18 protein-coding genes are annotated in these 15,589 nt (G+C 60.4%); 13 read left to right on the top strand and 5 right to left on the bottom strand.

Going from position 1 to position 15,589, the window contains the following annotated elements; translation table 11 throughout:
• Window positions 1–9 precede the first annotated feature (9 nt).
• Entirely contained in the window at window positions 10–675 is a 666-nt protein-coding gene (gene mnmD, locus JAO82_RS05085; RefSeq protein WP_198685281.1) for a tRNA (5-methylaminomethyl-2-thiouridine)(34)-methyltransferase MnmD, read from the top strand.
• Window positions 672–1,544: a DMT family transporter gene (locus JAO82_RS05080; RefSeq protein WP_198685542.1), complete on the top strand. Its 873-nt coding sequence runs from the start codon at window positions 672–674 to the stop codon at window positions 1,542–1,544. Before mnmD ends, JAO82_RS05080 begins: the two co-directional genes overlap by 4 nt.
• Here JAO82_RS05080 and JAO82_RS05075 read toward each other — a convergent pair.
• The gene (locus tag JAO82_RS05075; protein ID WP_198685543.1) at window positions 1,518–3,476 is read right to left on the bottom strand and encodes a lytic transglycosylase domain-containing protein; all 1,959 of its coding nucleotides are present in this window, start codon (window positions 3,474–3,476) and stop codon (window positions 1,518–1,520) included. The two genes, JAO82_RS05080 and JAO82_RS05075, sit on opposite strands and share 27 nt — an antisense overlap.
• Before the next feature lie 137 nt (window positions 3,477–3,613).
• On the opposite strand from JAO82_RS05075, the gene dapA reads away from it, so the two are divergent.
• Window positions 3,614–4,489, top strand: a complete 876-nt coding sequence (gene dapA, locus JAO82_RS05070) for a 4-hydroxy-tetrahydrodipicolinate synthase (protein WP_198685280.1) — start codon at window positions 3,614–3,616, stop codon at window positions 4,487–4,489.
• A 254-nt stretch (window positions 4,490–4,743) separates the two neighbouring features.
• Here the strand turns inward: dapA and rnhA are convergent, their stop codons facing one another.
• Genes rnhA through ispH form a run of 3 tightly spaced genes read right to left on the bottom strand, consistent with a single transcriptional unit; the run spans window position 4,744 to window position 6,645 of the window.
• Window positions 4,744–5,214 carry a ribonuclease HI gene (rnhA, locus tag JAO82_RS05065; protein WP_198685279.1) on the bottom strand — a complete coding sequence of 157 codons (471 nt, stop codon included), beginning with the start codon at window positions 5,212–5,214 and terminating at the stop codon, window positions 4,744–4,746.
• Window positions 5,215–5,245: 31 nt separating this feature from the next.
• Window positions 5,246–5,695: a DUF3429 domain-containing protein gene (locus tag JAO82_RS05060; protein WP_408635503.1), complete on the bottom strand. Its 450-nt coding sequence runs from the start codon at window positions 5,693–5,695 to the stop codon at window positions 5,246–5,248.
• Complete coding sequence (gene ispH / locus JAO82_RS05055) at window positions 5,695–6,645, bottom strand: 4-hydroxy-3-methylbut-2-enyl diphosphate reductase (RefSeq protein ID WP_198685278.1); 951 nt, start codon at window positions 6,643–6,645, stop codon at window positions 5,695–5,697. Before ispH ends, JAO82_RS05060 begins: the two co-directional genes overlap by 1 nt.
• A gap of 140 nt (window positions 6,646–6,785) precedes the next feature.
• Here ispH and JAO82_RS05050 point away from each other — a divergent pair, with 140 nt between their 5' ends.
• Window positions 6,786–7,247: a c-type cytochrome gene (locus JAO82_RS05050; RefSeq protein ID WP_198685277.1), complete on the top strand. Its 462-nt coding sequence runs from the start codon at window positions 6,786–6,788 to the stop codon at window positions 7,245–7,247.
• Between the two features lie 21 nt (window positions 7,248–7,268).
• Here the strand turns inward: JAO82_RS05050 and JAO82_RS05045 are convergent, their stop codons facing one another.
• Window positions 7,269–7,844 carry a LabA-like NYN domain-containing protein gene (locus tag JAO82_RS05045; RefSeq protein WP_198685276.1) on the bottom strand — a complete coding sequence of 192 codons (576 nt, stop codon included), beginning with the start codon at window positions 7,842–7,844 and terminating at the stop codon, window positions 7,269–7,271.
• 139 nt (window positions 7,845–7,983) lie between these two features.
• Here JAO82_RS05045 and folK point away from each other — a divergent pair, with 139 nt between their 5' ends.
• From folK to era, 9 genes are all read left to right on the top strand, one after another.
• Window positions 7,984–8,553 carry a 2-amino-4-hydroxy-6-hydroxymethyldihydropteridine diphosphokinase gene (folK, locus tag JAO82_RS05040; RefSeq protein WP_198685275.1) on the top strand — a complete coding sequence of 190 codons (570 nt, stop codon included), beginning with the start codon at window positions 7,984–7,986 and terminating at the stop codon, window positions 8,551–8,553.
• 97 nt (window positions 8,554–8,650) lie between these two features.
• Complete coding sequence (rpoZ, locus tag JAO82_RS05035) at window positions 8,651–9,004, top strand: DNA-directed RNA polymerase subunit omega (protein ID WP_198685274.1); 354 nt, start codon at window positions 8,651–8,653, stop codon at window positions 9,002–9,004.
• A gap of 29 nt (window positions 9,005–9,033) precedes the next feature.
• Window positions 9,034–11,172 carry a RelA/SpoT family protein gene (locus JAO82_RS05030; RefSeq protein WP_198685273.1) on the top strand — a complete coding sequence of 713 codons (2,139 nt, stop codon included), beginning with the start codon at window positions 9,034–9,036 and terminating at the stop codon, window positions 11,170–11,172.
• A 23-nt stretch (window positions 11,173–11,195) separates the two neighbouring features.
• Window positions 11,196–11,852 (top strand): DUF2062 domain-containing protein, encoded by a 657-nt coding sequence (locus tag JAO82_RS05025; RefSeq protein ID WP_198685272.1) that lies wholly within the window; start codon window positions 11,196–11,198, stop codon window positions 11,850–11,852.
• Between the two features lie 80 nt (window positions 11,853–11,932).
• The gene (locus JAO82_RS05020) at window positions 11,933–12,679 is read left to right on the top strand and encodes a pyridoxine 5'-phosphate synthase (RefSeq protein WP_198685271.1); all 747 of its coding nucleotides are present in this window, start codon (window positions 11,933–11,935) and stop codon (window positions 12,677–12,679) included.
• Between the two features lie 13 nt (window positions 12,680–12,692).
• The gene (gene acpS, locus JAO82_RS05015) at window positions 12,693–13,112 is read left to right on the top strand and encodes a holo-ACP synthase (RefSeq protein ID WP_198685270.1); all 420 of its coding nucleotides are present in this window, start codon (window positions 12,693–12,695) and stop codon (window positions 13,110–13,112) included.
• A gap of 57 nt (window positions 13,113–13,169) precedes the next feature.
• Window positions 13,170–14,006, top strand: coding sequence for a signal peptidase I (lepB, locus tag JAO82_RS05010; protein WP_198685269.1), 837 nt, complete (start codon window positions 13,170–13,172; stop codon window positions 14,004–14,006).
• A complete protein-coding gene (gene rnc, locus JAO82_RS05005; protein ID WP_198685268.1) occupies window positions 14,003–14,689 on the top strand; it encodes a ribonuclease III in 687 nt (228 codons plus the stop codon). The genes lepB and rnc overlap by 4 nt, the downstream gene beginning before the upstream one ends.
• A complete protein-coding gene (gene era / locus JAO82_RS05000) occupies window positions 14,686–15,588 on the top strand; it encodes a GTPase Era (RefSeq protein WP_198685267.1) in 903 nt (300 codons plus the stop codon). The genes rnc and era overlap by 4 nt, the downstream gene beginning before the upstream one ends.
• Window position 15,589 lies beyond the last annotated feature (1 nt).

Below are 15,589 nucleotides of genomic sequence, written 5' to 3'. Positions count from 1 at the left end.
ATATTTTTCATGCGGCAGCCGGAACTGCAATGGCGAGATGGCAGCGTACCGATTTCCACACGGTTCGATGACCCGTATTTCAGCCTTGCCGGCGGCTTGGCGGAAACCCGGCATGTGTTTCTGGCCGGCAACGATCTGCCCGCGCGCTTTCGCGACGGCTTCGCCATTGCCGAACTGGGGTTCGGCACCGGCTTGAACTTTCTGACGACGCTTGCGGCATGGCGGGCGGCGGGCGTTTCCGGTCGGCTGTTCTTCACCAGTTTCGAAGCCTATCCAATGGCACGCGATGACATGGCCCGTGCGCTTTCGGCTTTTTCCGAACTTGCACCGCTGGCGGATGTGCTGGTGTCGCGCTGGACGGGGCGGGGCGGCAGCTATGATTTTGATGGAGTGGAACTGACCGTGATAGAGGGCGACGCGCGCACGGTTTTACCGGATTGGACCGGGCGGGCGGATGCGTGGTTTCTCGATGGGTTTTCACCTGCGAAGAACCCGGAACTGTGGCAGCCTGATCTGTTGGCCGAAGTGGCCCGCCACACCGCAGCGAACGGCACCGCCGCGACCTATGCCGCCGCCGGTTTCGTACGCCGCAACCTGCAAGACGCCGGTTTCACCGTCACCCGGTGCAAGGGGTACGGGCGCAAACGCCACATGACGCGCGCGACCATGCCATGACGGCGCAAAGCAATAACGTGCCGCTGGGCATCGCATTGATGATCGCGACCACCATGGTTTTCGCCTTTCAGGACGGCGTTTCCCGACATCTGGCTTCGGAATATAACGTATTGATGGTGGTGATGATCCGCTACTGGTTCTTCGCCGCTTTTGTGATCGCCCTTGCCGTGCGCAGCAGGGGCGGGTTGCGCGCCGCCATTCATACCGAGCAGATCTGGGTGCAGATCCTGCGCGGCGTGTTGCTGGCCAGCGAGGTCTGCGTCGCAGTGTTGGCCTTCGTCCTGCTGGGACTGATCGAATCCACGGCGGTGTTCATCAGCTATCCGCTGCTGATCGCCGCCCTGTCCGGCCCGATCCTGGGCGAACAGGTCGGCTGGCGCCGTTGGAGCGCCATTGCCGTGGGGTTTATCGGCGTGACGATCATCCTCGAACCCGGCTGGGGTGTCTTCGACCCGGCTTCGGTGGTGCCGTTTATTGCGGCGACCATGTTCGCGATCTATGGCCTTTTGACCCGCTATGTGGCGCGCCGTGACCGAGCTTCGACCAGTTTCTTCTATACCGGCGTTGCGGGGGCCGTGGTCATGACTGCCGTCGGCCTGTGGTTTTGGGAGCCGATGATTGCCCCGGACTGGGGCTGGATGGGCGTGCTGTGCCTGACCGGCGTGACCGGCCACTGGCTGCTGATCCGCTGCTATGAGGCCGCCGAGGCCAGCGCGGTGCAGCCATTCGCCTATTTCCAACTGATGTTCGTCTCGATAATCGGCATCACGGTGTTCGGCGAAACCATCCGACTCAACGTTGCCATCGGTGCCGGGCTGATCGTGGCTGCAGGATTGTTTACCTTATGGCGCGAACGCACGAAGCGTTGAGCCGGTCAATTCTTCTGAAAACGGTATCGGCAGCGGCTCCAGCCCTAGCCGAGCACGATAGACCGGCAGGCTCTCGGTGACGCGCATGACATAGTTGCGGGTTTCGTTAAACGGGATGTGTTCGATCCAGTCCACCACATCGATCTCGCCCTTGCGCGGGTCGCCATAGTTCAACATCCACTGCAGGGGCCGCCCCGGCCCGGCATTATAACCTGCCGACATCATCACCACATTGCCGTCAAATCCCCCGGCCAGCCCGGCCAGATAGGTTGCGCCCAGCTTGGCGTTATAATCCCATTCTCGGGTCAGCCGCGCGGTATCGTGACCGCCGAGAATCCCCATCTGGCTGGCCATCGCTTGCGCGGTCGCCGGCATCACCTGCATCAATCCCCGTGCGCCGGCATGGCTGACAACGGCAGGGTCGAATTCGCTTTCGCGCCGCGCGATCGCCAAAGTCATTTCAGGTGCCATGGGCAGGGGCTCGCGCGCCACTGGATGCAACGGGTAATAGGCCGCATGCAGCAGCAGCGCGCGCTGTGCCGCGCGTTTGGCGATCATCACGGCCAGATGCGGGCGCTCCATCTCAATCGCCATTTCACCTAACTGGGCGGCAGCGGCTTCGTCCTGGCTTTCGACCAGATGGGTCAGGAACCGCGTGCCCAGTTCCGGCTCATCGGCGTCAAACAACAACAGACCGGCCTTGAGCACGCTGGAACCCATGAACGCACCGCTTTTCCACGGCCCGAACGCAGGCGGATCGGCCAGATGCTCATCAAAGGGCAGCCCGCCCCGCTCGGCGGCCAGCAACCCGTAAAACGACGTTTGATAGCGCGCGCCTCCAGCATAGGCCTGCTGCGCCTGTTCCGGCTGGCCCAGCGCCTCATAAGCGCGCCCGATCCAATATCCGGCTCGGCCTTTGGAAATCGGCGTTGCCACGGCGCCGTCAAAGCGGGTGAAATGCGCCAGTGCGGCGGCCGGATCGTTCAGTTTGCGCAAGGCGATAAATCCAGCCAGCCACTCCAGTTCGGCAAAATCCGCCCCCTCGGACATGTAATTCTGTGCCGCCATGCGATAGGCGCGGACCGGGTCGCCCTCGCGCATCTCCTGTCGCGCTAGAATCGCCCGGCGTTTGCCCCAATAGGCCGGCTCGCCCAGCGAATCGGCACTGTCTGAGCGCTCCAGCAATAGCGCCGTTGCGTCATCCCTGCGCCCCTTGCGATAGCGCCAGGCAAAACGGTCATGCGCCAGACCGGGCGCGCCCCTTAGCGCCGCGGGCACCGCCTCGATCCGCGCATCGACGCCCGGGGCCATCTCCTGTAACGCCATCCGCGCCAATGCCAAGGCCCGCTGACCTTCATCGACCAGCGGCAGCATCCGCTTGGCATCATCCAGCTTGCCATCCCATAACATCCGGTCCAGCCGCGCGTCGTGATGCGGAGCCAGCAACTCGCGCTGTTTCTCGAGATATTCAGCGTGTTGCGCGCCGCCCATCGCCAGGGTGCGCCAGGCCATCACCAGACTGGCCTCGGCCTCGCCCTGGCGCCCCTTCTGAATCAGAGCGCTGGCGTGGGTCAGTACCCCTTCGCCGGTCTGCGGTGGTGCGTCGGCGTAAAAGTCCAAAATCGCATCGGCTGACTGCCCCACAAAAGCCGGCTCGCTGCGCTGCCGCAGCCAGGCAACCCCCGGCCAGTCGCCGCGCCGCGCCAGAAAATCTCGCACCTGATCCGCAGTGCCGCGTCCGGCGCGCAGACGGTGCCATTCGATGATGTCATTGGGAATCGATCCGTCCGAACCAGCAGCGCGAATCGCCGCCGTCCAGTCGCCCTTGCGCATCTGGTCCATGGCGCGCATTAACTGCCGAGCGTCGCCAGCGACGGCGGGCAGCACAAATGCTGAACAAAACACCGCAACAAGCGCCAGAATGCGCGTCATCTCTTGCATATCCCGATCAACCAAGGCTACAGCCTGCACGATACCGCGTGCATGCGCGGGTACAACTGACATTCACAGCAACGGTGGCGGAATCTCATTTTGGCCCGCCGACCGAGATAGCAAAAGGGAGCGTGCCCATGTTCAAAGGCTCTATGCCGGCCCTCGTCACACCTTTCCGCAATGGCGAGTTGGATCTGGATACGCTCAAACAGCTGGTCGAATGGCATATCGGCGAAGGCTCGACCGCACTTGTGCCGGTGGGCACCACGGGCGAAAGCCCGACGCTCAGCCACCGGGAACACGAAGCCGTGATCGAAGAGGTGGTCAAGGCCGCCGACGGGCGGGTGCCGGTGATCGCCGGAGCCGGATCGAACAACACGCTGGAAGGCATTCGCCTGATGCGCCATGCCGCAAGTGTCGGAGCCGATGCAGCGCTGGTGGTGACGCCCTATTACAACAAGCCCACCCAACGCGGCATGATCGCACATTTCACCGCCCTGCACGATTGCTGCGAACTGCCGATCATCATCTATAACATCCCGCCCCGCTCGGCGATCGACATGACCCCCGAGACGATGGGCCAACTGGCCAAACTGCCCCGGATTATCGGTGTCAAAGACGCCACCGCCAAACTTGAGCGGGTCAGCCAGCAGCGTATCACCTGCGGCAAGGATTTCACCCAGCTTTCGGGCGAAGACGCCACGGCGCTGGGCTTCAATGCCCAGGGCGGAGTCGGCTGTATCTCGGTCACTGCCAATGTCGCGCCGCGGCTTTGCGCCGAATTTCAGCAGGCCACATTGGCCGGAGATTACGCATTGGCACTTGAATATCAGGACCGCTTGATGCCCCTGCACGAGGCCATCTTCATCGAACCCGGCCTTGCCGGCGTCAAATATGCGATGTCGCAGCTCGACCTGTGCAGCGAAGAGGTGCGCCTGCCGCTGACGGGAATCGAAGACAGCACCAAATCTGCCATCGATAAGGCCATGCGCCACGCCGGGCTGCTCTCCTAACCGATTTTCCTTCTTCTTGCGGGAAAATATCCTGGGGTCCGGGGCAAAGCCCCGGTCCTGCACGGCGTAACGGGCTCGGCGCAGCCGGTAGCAGAACCCAACCCCATGCTCAGCCCGCGCTAACAACAGCCACAGCCACTACCGCGATAAATGGCGTGTAGTGGCTCCATCTTCGCACAAGTGCCACAATCAGCTTAAGACAAGCATGTTGCGTTGAGTCCTTGGATCTAAGTGGACGCAACCCATTATCGCATTCAACCCGACGGGGTGCGGGCCGGCTTGAACGGTTTCATCCCCTCGCGGGCCAATTCGTCAGCGCGTTCGTTTTCAGGGTGGCCGGCATGGCCTTTGACCCATTCCCAAGTCACCTTGTGGCGCGCCTGTGCGGCGTCCAGCCGTTGCCAGAGCTCGGCATTCTTGACCGGCTTCTTTGCCGCGGTTTTCCAGCCGTTGCGCTTCCAGCCGTGGATCCAGTTGGTGACGCCGTTCTTCACATATTGGCTGTCGGTGACGACCGTGATGGTGCTAGGACGGGCCAAAGTTTCCAGCGCGTTGATGGCTGCCAGCAATTCCATGCGGTTGTTTGTAGAATCGGGTTCGCCGCCCTTGAGTTCACGCTCTTTCGCGACGCGCCCATCCTGCACGGCGCGCATCAAAACCCCCCAGCCACCGGGGCCGGGATTGCCGGAGCAAGCCCCGTCAGTATAGGCGAACAGTTCAGCCATTAATGAATACTCTCCAGTAAAAGGTCCGCGCCTAACCCCAGACGACAATGGCCAGGCAAGCGACCGTGACGGCGGTCATGAACAAGCGCAGCCGCAGCCACCAATTCGGGGTCAGACGCCAATGATAGAACGCGAAATCCAGCAGCAGCAAACCGGCAAAGCCGAAGATCAGGTTCATGCCCGCGCTGATTGGGCCGCCGCCGGTCATGATGAACGCCCAGAGCATCGGGATCGCCGCCAGCGCATAGGTGATGAGCGATAGCGCGCCGCGCGCCTTGGTGGCAAAACCCCACAGGATACCGGACATGAAAGTTAGGTTTACCGTGCCGTAAAACAACTGCACATAGGGTCCGACAAAACGGGGTCCAAACTGTGATGCGCCCCAGCTCATCAAGCTGCCATTCAACAGTGTCGCCGCGCCCCAGATAAAGGGGATCAGCGCGACAAGGCCAAGGATCAGTGGCACTTTAGGAATGCGCATCAGGCTGGAATGCGCAGCACGCGCGGGATCTTGAATTCGACGTTTTCAACGGCGGTTTCGACCAGTTCGGTGGCAACTTCGAAGCGCTCGTGACAGGCCGCGATGACCTCGTCGATCAGCGCCTCGGGCGCGCTGGCCCCGGCGGTGATTCCGATGCTGGATATCCCCTCAAGCGCGCGCCAGTCGATGTCGGCGGCGCGCTGAACCAGTTGCGTATAGCCACAGCCGGCTTTGGCACCAACCTCGACCAGACGGCGCGAATTCGACGAATTGGGCGCGCCGACCACCAGCATCGCATCGCATTTCGGGGCCATCGCCTTGACCGCCTCTTGCCGATTGGTGGTGGCATAGCAGATGTCTTCCTTATGCGGACCGACGATGCCGGGAAAGCGTGCCTTTAGCGCCGTGATGATCTCGGCCGTATCGTCGATGCTCAGCGTGGTTTGCGTGACGAAAGCCAGACGCTCGGGGTCGCGCACTTGCACCTCTGCGACATCGGCCACGGTTTCGACCAATAGGACCTCGCCCTTGGGCAATTGCCCCATGGTGCCGACGGTTTCAGGATGACCCTTGTGGCCGATCATGATCATTTGCAGGCCATTATCGGCATGGCGTTGGGCTTCGATATGGACCTTGCTGACCAGCGGGCAGGTGGCATCGACATAGACCATCTCGCGGCGCTGGGCCTCGGCGGGCACTGATTTGGGCACGCCGTGGGCGGAGAAAATCACCGGGCGGTCTTCGGGGCATTCATCCAGTTCCTCAACGAATATCGCGCCCTTTTCGCGCAGCCCGTCGACGACGAATTTGTTGTGCACGATTTCGTGCCGCACGAAAACCGGCGCGCCCCATTTCTCCAGCGCCATTTCAACAATCTTGATCGCGCGGTCGACGCCGGCACAAAAGCCGCGTGGCGCAGCCAAATAGAGATTCAGGGGTGGTTTTGGCATTGTTCGTGTCTCCTTGCAGCAAGACCTAAGGCTTTGCGAGGGCTGGGTCCAGAGAGTGTCGCGTTCACGCAGTTGTGAATGGACGTTCCGGTGCAGGAAGGCACCACAGGGGCGATCATCGTTTTGTCCAAGGATTTCACATGAGGAAAAAACTGTGGGTTGCCGGCAGCGCGCTGGCTATCGTCGGGTCAGGGGCGGTATGGCTGATCGCCGGGCTCGGCGACCAGCACGGGGTATTGCCCTATCGTGACGCGACTGCGGTCGCTGAAGGCAAAGACATTTATGTGGCGCAATGCGCATCCTGTCATGGCTTGCGCCTGCAAGGAGAGCCGAACTGGCGCGAGCGCGATGCCACTGGATATCTGCCCGCACCACCGCATGATGAAAGCGGGCATACATGGCATCACCCCGATGAGCAGTTAATTGCAATCACCGCATTGGGAACTGCAAAGCTGGTTGGGAAGGGATACAAAAGCAGGATGCCGGGATTTAGCGATGTCCTGTCACCTGACGAGATCCTTGCCGTGTTGGCTTATATCAAGAGCACTTGGCCGCGCGCGATTCAGGAGCGGCATGACACGCTTAACGCCACTGCCGGTTAAACGCGCATCGGTCGCAGGTGCTCAGCTGTTGTCGACAGCTGTAATTTCCTGCCCGTCGCCCGAATGATCGCGCGGCGGGCGGCCGATCACCTCTTTCAGGTCTTCAAGGTCGATAAAGCTGTCGGCCTGTCGGCGCAATTCGTCCGAGATCATCGGCGGCTGGCTGCGGATGGTGGAAACCACGGACACCCGAACGCCTTGCCGCTGGATGCTGGCGATCAGCGGGCGAAAATCACCGTCGCCGGAAAACAGTACCGCATGATCGGTGCGCGGAGCCAGTTCCATGGCATCCACCGTCAGATCGACGTCCATATTGCCCTTGATTTTTCGCCTGCCCATGCTGTCGGTATATTCCTTGGCCGGCTTGGTGATCATGGTGAAGCCATTGTATTGTAGCCAGTCGACAAGGGGGCGAATGGGCGAGTACTCGTCCCCTTCGAGCATGGCGGTATAGTAGCAGGCGCGCACCAATTTTCCGCGGCGCATGAATTCCTGTCGCAGCAATTTATAGTCTATGTCGAATCCCAGCGCCTTGGCCGACGCGTATAGGTTGGCCCCATCGATGAACAGCGCAAGCCGTTCGTCTTTATAAAACATTAAAATGTCCTTCCGATATACCGGTTCGCCACTGTTCACATAGGGTGTAACGCTCTAAAGGGTGTCGAAGCGGCTAATCGTAAAATAAGGCGGAATAGATGGACAACAAGAGTATCATTCATCATGCAGTGAGTCACGTTTGATCACCGATAGGTCATCAGCCGTAATCGCGCTGGGCGGTAATCTGCCTTCGGCAGTTGGCGCGCCCGAGCAGACGCTGGCGGCGGCGATCGAAGCGATGGCGCAGGCGGGAATGACCGTCAGCGCCGTCAGCCGTTTCTTTCGCACGCCTTGTTTCCCCGCCGGTGCCGGTCCTGACTTTGTCAATGCCGCCGTTTGTGTTACCTGCGATCAAGATCCGCGCGAAATTCTGCAAAAACTGCACGAGATCGAACGGCAGTTCGGGCGCACGCGAATCCTGCGCTGGGGTGTGCGCACGCTTGATCTGGATCTATTGGCTGTTGGCGAATGCGTGCAGCCCGACAGGGAAACCTACGAGCACTGGCGGCACCTGCCAGACGATCAGCAGGCCAGTGTGATGCCCGACCGTCTGATCCTGCCTCACCCCCGGCTGCAGGATCGCGCATTTGCATTGGTCCCGATGCGTGATATTGTGCCGACATGGACCCATCCGATACTGGGGCAGAATGTCGTGCAAATGTGCGATGCACTTGCGCCGGAGGCCATCGGCGATGTCATCCCTCTCTGAGTGGAGGGATGCCGTTTCCGGGTTTCTGCTTGTCAAGCGGCAGATTCGGCACTAGGTACAAGTCTTCTGGACGAATTCATGATGTTGGAGTGCCCGTATGGCCCGCGTGACGGTTGAAGACTGCGTAGACAAGGTTCCGAACCGGTTTGAACTGGTAATGCTTGCGGCGCATCGGGCACGCGAAATCTCTGCGGGTGCGCCGTTGACCGTGGATCGGGACAATGACAAGAACCCGGTTGTTGCCTTGCGCGAGATTGCGGACGAGACACAGAGCGCCGACGACCTGCGCGAGCGTCTGATCGAAAGCAATCAGCACCAGATTGAGGTGGATGAGCCAGAAGACGATCAGATGGCAGTTCTGATGGGGGCCGAATCGGACCAACCAGCAGAAGATGACATGTCGGAAGAGAAACTTTTGCGCCAACTGATGGAGGCTCAGGGCCAACGCTGAGCTAGCAATACACGAAGGTGCGGGCCGGGATGATTTCAGTTGACGATCTGATTGCACTGGTCCGCAATTACAATCCTAAGACCAACACCGAACGGATAGTCGCGGCTTATGAATTCAGCCGGCGAATGCACGAAGGGCAATACCGCCATTCGGGGGAGCCTTATTTCAGCCATCCGGTCGCGGTCGCCGCAATTCTGACCGAACAACGGCTGGACGATGCGACGATCATCACCGCGCTGTTGCACGACACGATCGAAGACACCAAGGCCAATTATGGCGAAATCGCTGAATTGTTCGGGGATGAGGTCGCGATGCTGGTGGACGGTGTCACCAAGCTGACCAATCTGCAATTATCGAGTCGCGAAACCAAGCAAGCCGAAAATTTCCGCAAGCTTTTCATGGCGATGTCGCGCGATTTGCGGGTCATTCTGGTGAAGTTGGCGGACCGGTTGCACAATATGCGCACCATTCGCTCGATGCGGCCCGACAAGCAAACCCAAAAAGCGCGCGAAACCATGGACATCTTTGCCCCGCTGGCCGGGCGTATGGGGATGCAGTGGATGCGCGAGGAACTGGAAGATCTGTCGTTTCGGGTGCTGAACCCGGAAGGGCGGCAATCAATCATTCGCCGGTTCATCACGTTGCAGCGTGAAGCCGGTGATGTCATCCACCGGATCACGGGCGATATGCGCCGCGAGTTGGAGAAGGTCGGGATCGAAGCCGAGGTTTTCGGCCGTGCCAAAAAACCATTCTCCATTTGGCGTAAGATGGAGGAAAAAGAGCAAGGGTTTTCGCGCCTGTCGGACATCTACGGCTTTCGCATCATCACGAACAGCGAGGAAGATTGCTATCGTGCGCTGGGCGCGATTCATCAGCGCTGGCGGGCTGTGCCGGGGCGGTTCAAGGACTTTATCAGCCAACCCAAGATCAACGGCTATCGCAGCATCCACACGACGGTTTCGGGCCGCGACGGTCGCCGTGTCGAGGTCCAGATCCGGACCGTCCAGATGCATGATGTCGCCGAAACCGGTGTCGCTGCACATTGGTCTTATCGTGATGGCGTGCGCACCGAGAACCCCTTTGCCGTGGATCCGGCAAAATGGATTGCCTCGCTGACCGAGCAGTTTGATGCGGAAGAAGATCACGAGGACTTTCTCGAAGCGGTCAAGCTTGAGATGTATGCCGATCAGGTGTTCTGCTTCACCCCTGAGGGGGATGTCGAGAAGCTTCCGCGTGGGGCGACGCCGATCGATTTCGCCTACGCCATCCATACGCGGATCGGCCACGCTTGCGTGGGGGCCAAGGTCGACGGGTTGCGGGTGCCGCTGTGGACGCGGCTGAAGAATGGCCAGTCGGTGGATATCATCACCGCCGAGGGGCAGACCCCTCAAGTGGCTTGGCTGGATATTGCCACCACTGGCAAGGCCCGGACCGCCATTCGCCGGGCCTTGCGAGAGGTCGATCGCGACCGTTTCGTCAAACTGGGACAGGAGCTGGCCCGCGCCTCGTTCGAACATGTCGGCCGGAAGGCCACCGACAAGGTGCTGGATACGGCGGCCAAGCGGTTGCGCCTCGACAGTCGGCGCGAATTGCTGGCGCGTCTGGGTAGTGCTGAACTGACCGCACATGAGATGGTGCAGGCAGTCTATCCCGAACTGGCCCCCGAAAAGGGCGACGAGATCGCCCCCGGTCGGGCGGTGATTGGTCTGATGGACGGGCAGTCGTTCGAGCGTGCGCCCTGTTGCCAGCCATTGCCCGGAGAGCGCATCGTCGGTATCACTTTTCGCGGCAAAGGTGTCGTGGTTCATGCCATCGATTGCGATCGGCTGAGCGAATATGAAAGCCAGCCGGAGCGTTGGCTTGATTTGCATTGGCATTCGGGCACACACCCGGCGGCTTATGGCGTGACTTTGAATATGACGATCGGAAACGACGCCGGGGTTCTTGGGCGTGTCTGCACGATGATCGGAGAGAGAAAGGCAAATATTGGCGATTTGAGTTTCGTTGACCGGAAACCTGATTTTTACCGATTGCTGATCACAGTCGAACTACGCGACGTCGAGCAACTTCATTCGCTGATGCTCACGCTGGAAGCGGACAGCGATGTTGCTGCGGTCGAGCGGTTCAGGGAAGAGGCTCGCAAAACGCATGTCGCAACTGATTCATAGGCTGAGTATAAAGGGCATAATCCGTGGTTTTCAGACGCCGTGACCCACGCACCTGGACGCGAGCGACTGCGGATTTCTTCTATCCGCGCGGTGGCTGGACGCGGGCGTTTCACTATGTAAAGCATCGTCTGCGCCGATTGCCGGATTCGCCCGAGCGTATCGCGCGGGGCATCGCCGCAGGGGTTTTTACCACGTTCACGCCGTTTTACGGGCTGCATTTCGTCATTGCGGCGCTGGCCGCGCGGGCGCTGCGCGGCAATATCTTGGCGGCGCTGATGGGAACGTTTTTCGGCAATCCCCTGACTTATGTGCCGATTGGTGTCATTGCTCTGAAAACCGGGCATTTCCTGTCGGGCACGCGATTTGACGAACGCTCGCACCGTTCGTTCGGAGGCAAGTTCGCGGATGCCTGGGAAGATTTGTGGAGCAACTTTCTGGCGATATTCACCGACCGGGTCGCCGATTGGCGCGGTCTGCACGTGTTTTACGACACAATTTTCTTTCCCTATATGATCGGGGGAACGATTGTCGGTGTGCTGGCGGGTGCGCTTACATATTACCTGACCGTGCCGGTGATCCGCGCCTATAAGCGCCGCCGCCGAAATCTCATTAAAAAGAAATTTGAGGCGATCAAGCAAAAAGCCGCGAGCAAGGGTGATACCGGTCTGAAAGCGGATTAGAGCTTGCTCCGGTGGCGATTGCTTCAACATGAAAGCAAAAGGCGATAGGCTATCGCCGATTTGTAATGAAAGGATAAACAATGACAAATAAACGGGTGCGTCTGGGCGTGAATATCGATCACGTTGCCACCTTGCGCAACGCGCGCGGCGGGACGTTGCCCGATCCGGTGCGGGCAGCGCTTCTGGCACAGGAGGCAGGGGCTGATGGCATCACAATCCACCTACGTGAAGACCGCCGCCACATCCGCGATGAGGATGTCGGGGCACTGATGTCGGTGCTTACAGCACCTTTGAACTTCGAAATGGCGGTGACCGACGAGATGCAGCAAATTGCGCTGCAACATAAACCAAACGCAGTCTGTCTGGTTCCCGAAACTCGCGAAGAGCGCACCACCGAAGGCGGGCTGGATGTGGCAAAGGATGAAAGCAATCTTGCCCGGTTCATCGTCCCGCTGCGCGAGGCCGGATGCCGGGTGTCGTGTTTCGTCGCGGCCGACCGGCTGCAGATCGAAAGTGCTGCGCGCGTCGGCGCGACGATTGTGGAATTGCATACCGGGCCTTACTGCGATCATGTCGCCGCAGAAGACAGCGCCAAGGCCTCGGCAGAACTTGAGCGCCTGCGCGAAATGTCGGCCTTTGCCCATTCGCAGGGGCTTGAGGTGCACGCAGGCCATGGCTTGAGCTATGAAACAGTGCAGGCGGTTGCGGCCTTTCCCGAGGTGCGCGAATTGAATATCGGGCATTTCCTGATCGGCGAGGCAGTTTTTCGTGGCCTTGATCCGGCAATTACCGAAATGCGCCGGCTGATGGACGAGGCCCGCACGTAATGACGGGTTATCCGTGATTCTGGGCATTGGAACCGATCTTGCCAATATCGAGCGGATCCAGCGGACGCTGGACCGCTTTGGCGATCGATTCCGCAACCGTGTCTTTACGGATATCGAACAGCGCAAGGCCGAGCGGCGCGCCGATATCGCCGGCACCTATGCCAAGCGCTGGGCCGCGAAAGAGGCCTGTTCCAAGGCGCTAGGCACCGGGTTGCGCATGGGGATCGCGTGGAAGGACATGTCGGTCACCAATTTGACGACCGGCCAGCCGGTCATGCATGTCACCGGCTGGGCCGCCGACCGTCTGGCGCAAATGACCCCGCCGGGACACCGGGCGATAATTCACGTGACCCTGACCGACGATCATCCTTGGGCGCAGGCATTTGTGTTAATCGAGGCCCGCCCTCTAACCGACACGCCGGGCCTGTCTTGACACGGCACCGCCTCGCCCGCATGAAGCGCCGGACCTGCCAAACTATCGGAGAACCCCATGGCCAGTAAAGCCAAAACAGGAAGCGCGATCATCGAGACCGTAAAAACCGTCGTCTATGCGCTGTTGATCGCCGGGGTTTTCCGTACGCTCTTCTTCCAGCCGTTCTGGATTCCGTCGGGCTCGATGAAGGAAACGCTGCTGATTGGCGATTTCCTGTTCGTGAACAAAATGGCCTATGGGTATTCCTACGCCTCGTGTCCCAGCCTGATGTTGCCCAGCGTTGGAATCGAGATCGACGCCAAGGACGTGTGCGGCTTTCTGCAGAATGACAATAAACGTCTGTTCGGCGGCGAACCCGAACGCGGTGATGTGGTGGTGTTCCGGCATCCGGTGACAGGGCAGGATTTCATCAAACGTCTGATCGGCCTGCCCGGCGACCGTATTCAGATGAAGGACAGTGTCCTGCATATCAACGACACGCCAGTTGACTTGCGCGATGCCGGTGTGTTCGAGGAAGCTTTTGCCCCGCAAGGGCCGATGGGCACCAGGCCGCGCTGCGAGAACGGCCCGGTGGGACCGGGCGGTACCTGCCTGAAATCGCGCCAGATCGAGACCTTGCCAAACGGCGAGGAGCACACAATTCTGAATATCGGCGTGCAAAGCTCGGACAACACTGGTGTTTACTCGGTTCCCGAGGGGCATTATTTCTTCATGGGCGACAATCGCGATAATTCCAGCGACAGCCGCATGCCACAAACGGCAGGGGGGGTCGGATTCGTGCCCTATGAAAATCTGATCGGGCGGGCCGATCGGATCATGTTCTCATCGGCGGGTCGCTCGATGCTGTTCTTCTGGACCTGGCGCGGCGATCGCTTCTTCAAGGGGATCGAGTGAAGCTGTCATCGGAACTTGCCGCTTTTCAAAAGCGTATCGGCCACCGCTTTGCCCAGCCCGAATTGCTGATCCGGGCGCTGACGCACGGGTCGTTCTCGTCGCCCACGCGCGAGGATAACCAGCGGCTGGAATTTCTGGGCGACCGGGTGCTGGGTCTTGTCATGGCAGCCGAGTTGCTGGAACAGGATCGCGCGGCCTCCGAGGGCCAGCTTGCGCCGCGCTTCAACGCGCTGGTGCGCAAGGAAACCTGTGCCGAGATCGCGCGCGACATTGATCTGGGCGCGGTGCTGAAACTGGGCCGGTCCGAAATGATTTCCGGCGGTCGGCGCAAGCAGGCGCTGCTGGGCGACGCCATTGAAGCGGTGATCGCCGCCGTCTATAAGGATGCCGGGCTTGATGCTGCGCGGGACTTGATCCTGCGCCTGTGGGGGGAGCGGATCGCGCAAGTAGATGCGGATGCGCGCGATGCCAAGACGGCGCTTCAGGAATGGGCGCAGGCGCGCGGGCTGAAGCCGCCGGCCTATGTCGAACTTGATCGCCGCGGCCCCGATCACGCGCCGATTTTCACTATATCTGCCCGTCTGCCCGACGGCACCGAAGCACAGGCCAGCGCCGGATCGAAACGTCAGGCCGAGCAGGGTGCCGCCACCGCGTTGCTGAATAAACTGGAGCAAGCCACATGACCCGCGCCGGATTCGTTGCCCTGATCGGAGAGCCAAACGCCGGCAAATCCACCCTGCTGAACCGTATGGTCGGGGCCAAGGTGGCGATCGTTACCCACAAGGTGCAGACCACCCGCGCCCGGATTCGCGGCATCGCCATTGAGGACGAGACGCAGATTGTCTTTGTCGATACGCCGGGCCTGTTTCAGCCGCGCCGCCGGCTCGATCGCGCCATGGTCGCCGCGGCTTGGGGCGGGGCGGCCGATGCCGATATCATCGTCCTGCTGGTCGAGGCCCATCGCGGCGTGACCGAGGGCGTGAAACGTATCCTTGATGCGCTGCCAGAGGTGACCGGGGGGCGCAATGTGGCCCTGGTCATCAACAAAATTGACCGCGTAAAACCCGAGGCGCTGCTGGGCCTAACCCGCGACCTGAACGACCGCTTCACCTTTGCAGAGACCTTTCTGATTTCGGCGGAAAAGGGACATGGCGTGGACAAGCTGCGCCAATGGCTGGCCGGTGAACTGCCCGAAGGTCCGTGGCTTTACCCCGAAGACCAGATCGCGGATCTGCCGATGCGGATGATTGCCGCCGAGATGACCCGCGAGAAGCTGACCCTCAGGCTGCATCAGGAACTTCCCTATCAGATGACCGTCGAGACTGAGAGCTGGGAAGAGCGCAAGGATGGCTCGGCCCGCGTTGAACAGGTGATCTATGTGGTCCGCGACGGGCACAAGGGCATCGTGCTGGGCCACAAGGGCGAAACGATCAAAGCAGTGTCCAAGGCCGCGCGCGAGGAGCTGAGCGAATTTCTGGGCCGCAAGGTGCATCTGTTCCTGCAGGTCAAGGTGCGCCCAAACTGGCTGGAAGAGGCCGAGCGCTATTCCCAGATGGGGCTGGATTTTAAGGACGGAAACTGAG

It is taken from the genome of Pontibaca salina (genome assembly GCF_016307205.1).
GTDB lineage: Bacteria > Pseudomonadota > Alphaproteobacteria > Rhodobacterales > Rhodobacteraceae > Pontibaca > Pontibaca salina.
The sequence above is the reverse complement of the archived record's forward strand: the minus strand, read 5'-3'. Positions and strand labels throughout refer to the sequence as shown.

Coding starts and splice junctions, on each gene's coding strand:
- mnmD (WP_198685281.1), top strand. CDS start 10: ATGCGGCAGCCGGAACTGCAATGGCGAGATGGCAGCGTACCGATTTCC.
- JAO82_RS05080 (WP_198685542.1), top strand. CDS start 672: ATGACGGCGCAAAGCAATAACGTGCCGCTGGGCATCGCATTGATGATC.
- JAO82_RS05075 (WP_198685543.1), bottom strand. CDS start 3,476: ATGACGCGCATTCTGGCGCTTGTTGCGGTGTTTTGTTCAGCATTTGTG.
- dapA (WP_198685280.1), top strand. CDS start 3,614: ATGTTCAAAGGCTCTATGCCGGCCCTCGTCACACCTTTCCGCAATGGC.
- rnhA (WP_198685279.1), bottom strand. CDS start 5,214: ATGGCTGAACTGTTCGCCTATACTGACGGGGCTTGCTCCGGCAATCCC.
- JAO82_RS05060 (WP_408635503.1), bottom strand. CDS start 5,695: ATGCGCATTCCTAAAGTGCCACTGATCCTTGGCCTTGTCGCGCTGATC.
- ispH (WP_198685278.1), bottom strand. CDS start 6,645: ATGCCAAAACCACCCCTGAATCTCTATTTGGCTGCGCCACGCGGCTTT.
- JAO82_RS05050 (WP_198685277.1), top strand. CDS start 6,786: ATGAGGAAAAAACTGTGGGTTGCCGGCAGCGCGCTGGCTATCGTCGGG.
- JAO82_RS05045 (WP_198685276.1), bottom strand. CDS start 7,844: ATGTTTTATAAAGACGAACGGCTTGCGCTGTTCATCGATGGGGCCAAC.
- rpoZ (WP_198685274.1), top strand. CDS start 8,651: ATGGCCCGCGTGACGGTTGAAGACTGCGTAGACAAGGTTCCGAACCGG.
- JAO82_RS05030 (WP_198685273.1), top strand. CDS start 9,034: ATGATTTCAGTTGACGATCTGATTGCACTGGTCCGCAATTACAATCCT.
- JAO82_RS05020 (WP_198685271.1), top strand. CDS start 11,933: ATGACAAATAAACGGGTGCGTCTGGGCGTGAATATCGATCACGTTGCC.
- lepB (WP_198685269.1), top strand. CDS start 13,170: ATGGCCAGTAAAGCCAAAACAGGAAGCGCGATCATCGAGACCGTAAAA.
- era (WP_198685267.1), top strand. CDS start 14,686: ATGACCCGCGCCGGATTCGTTGCCCTGATCGGAGAGCCAAACGCCGGC.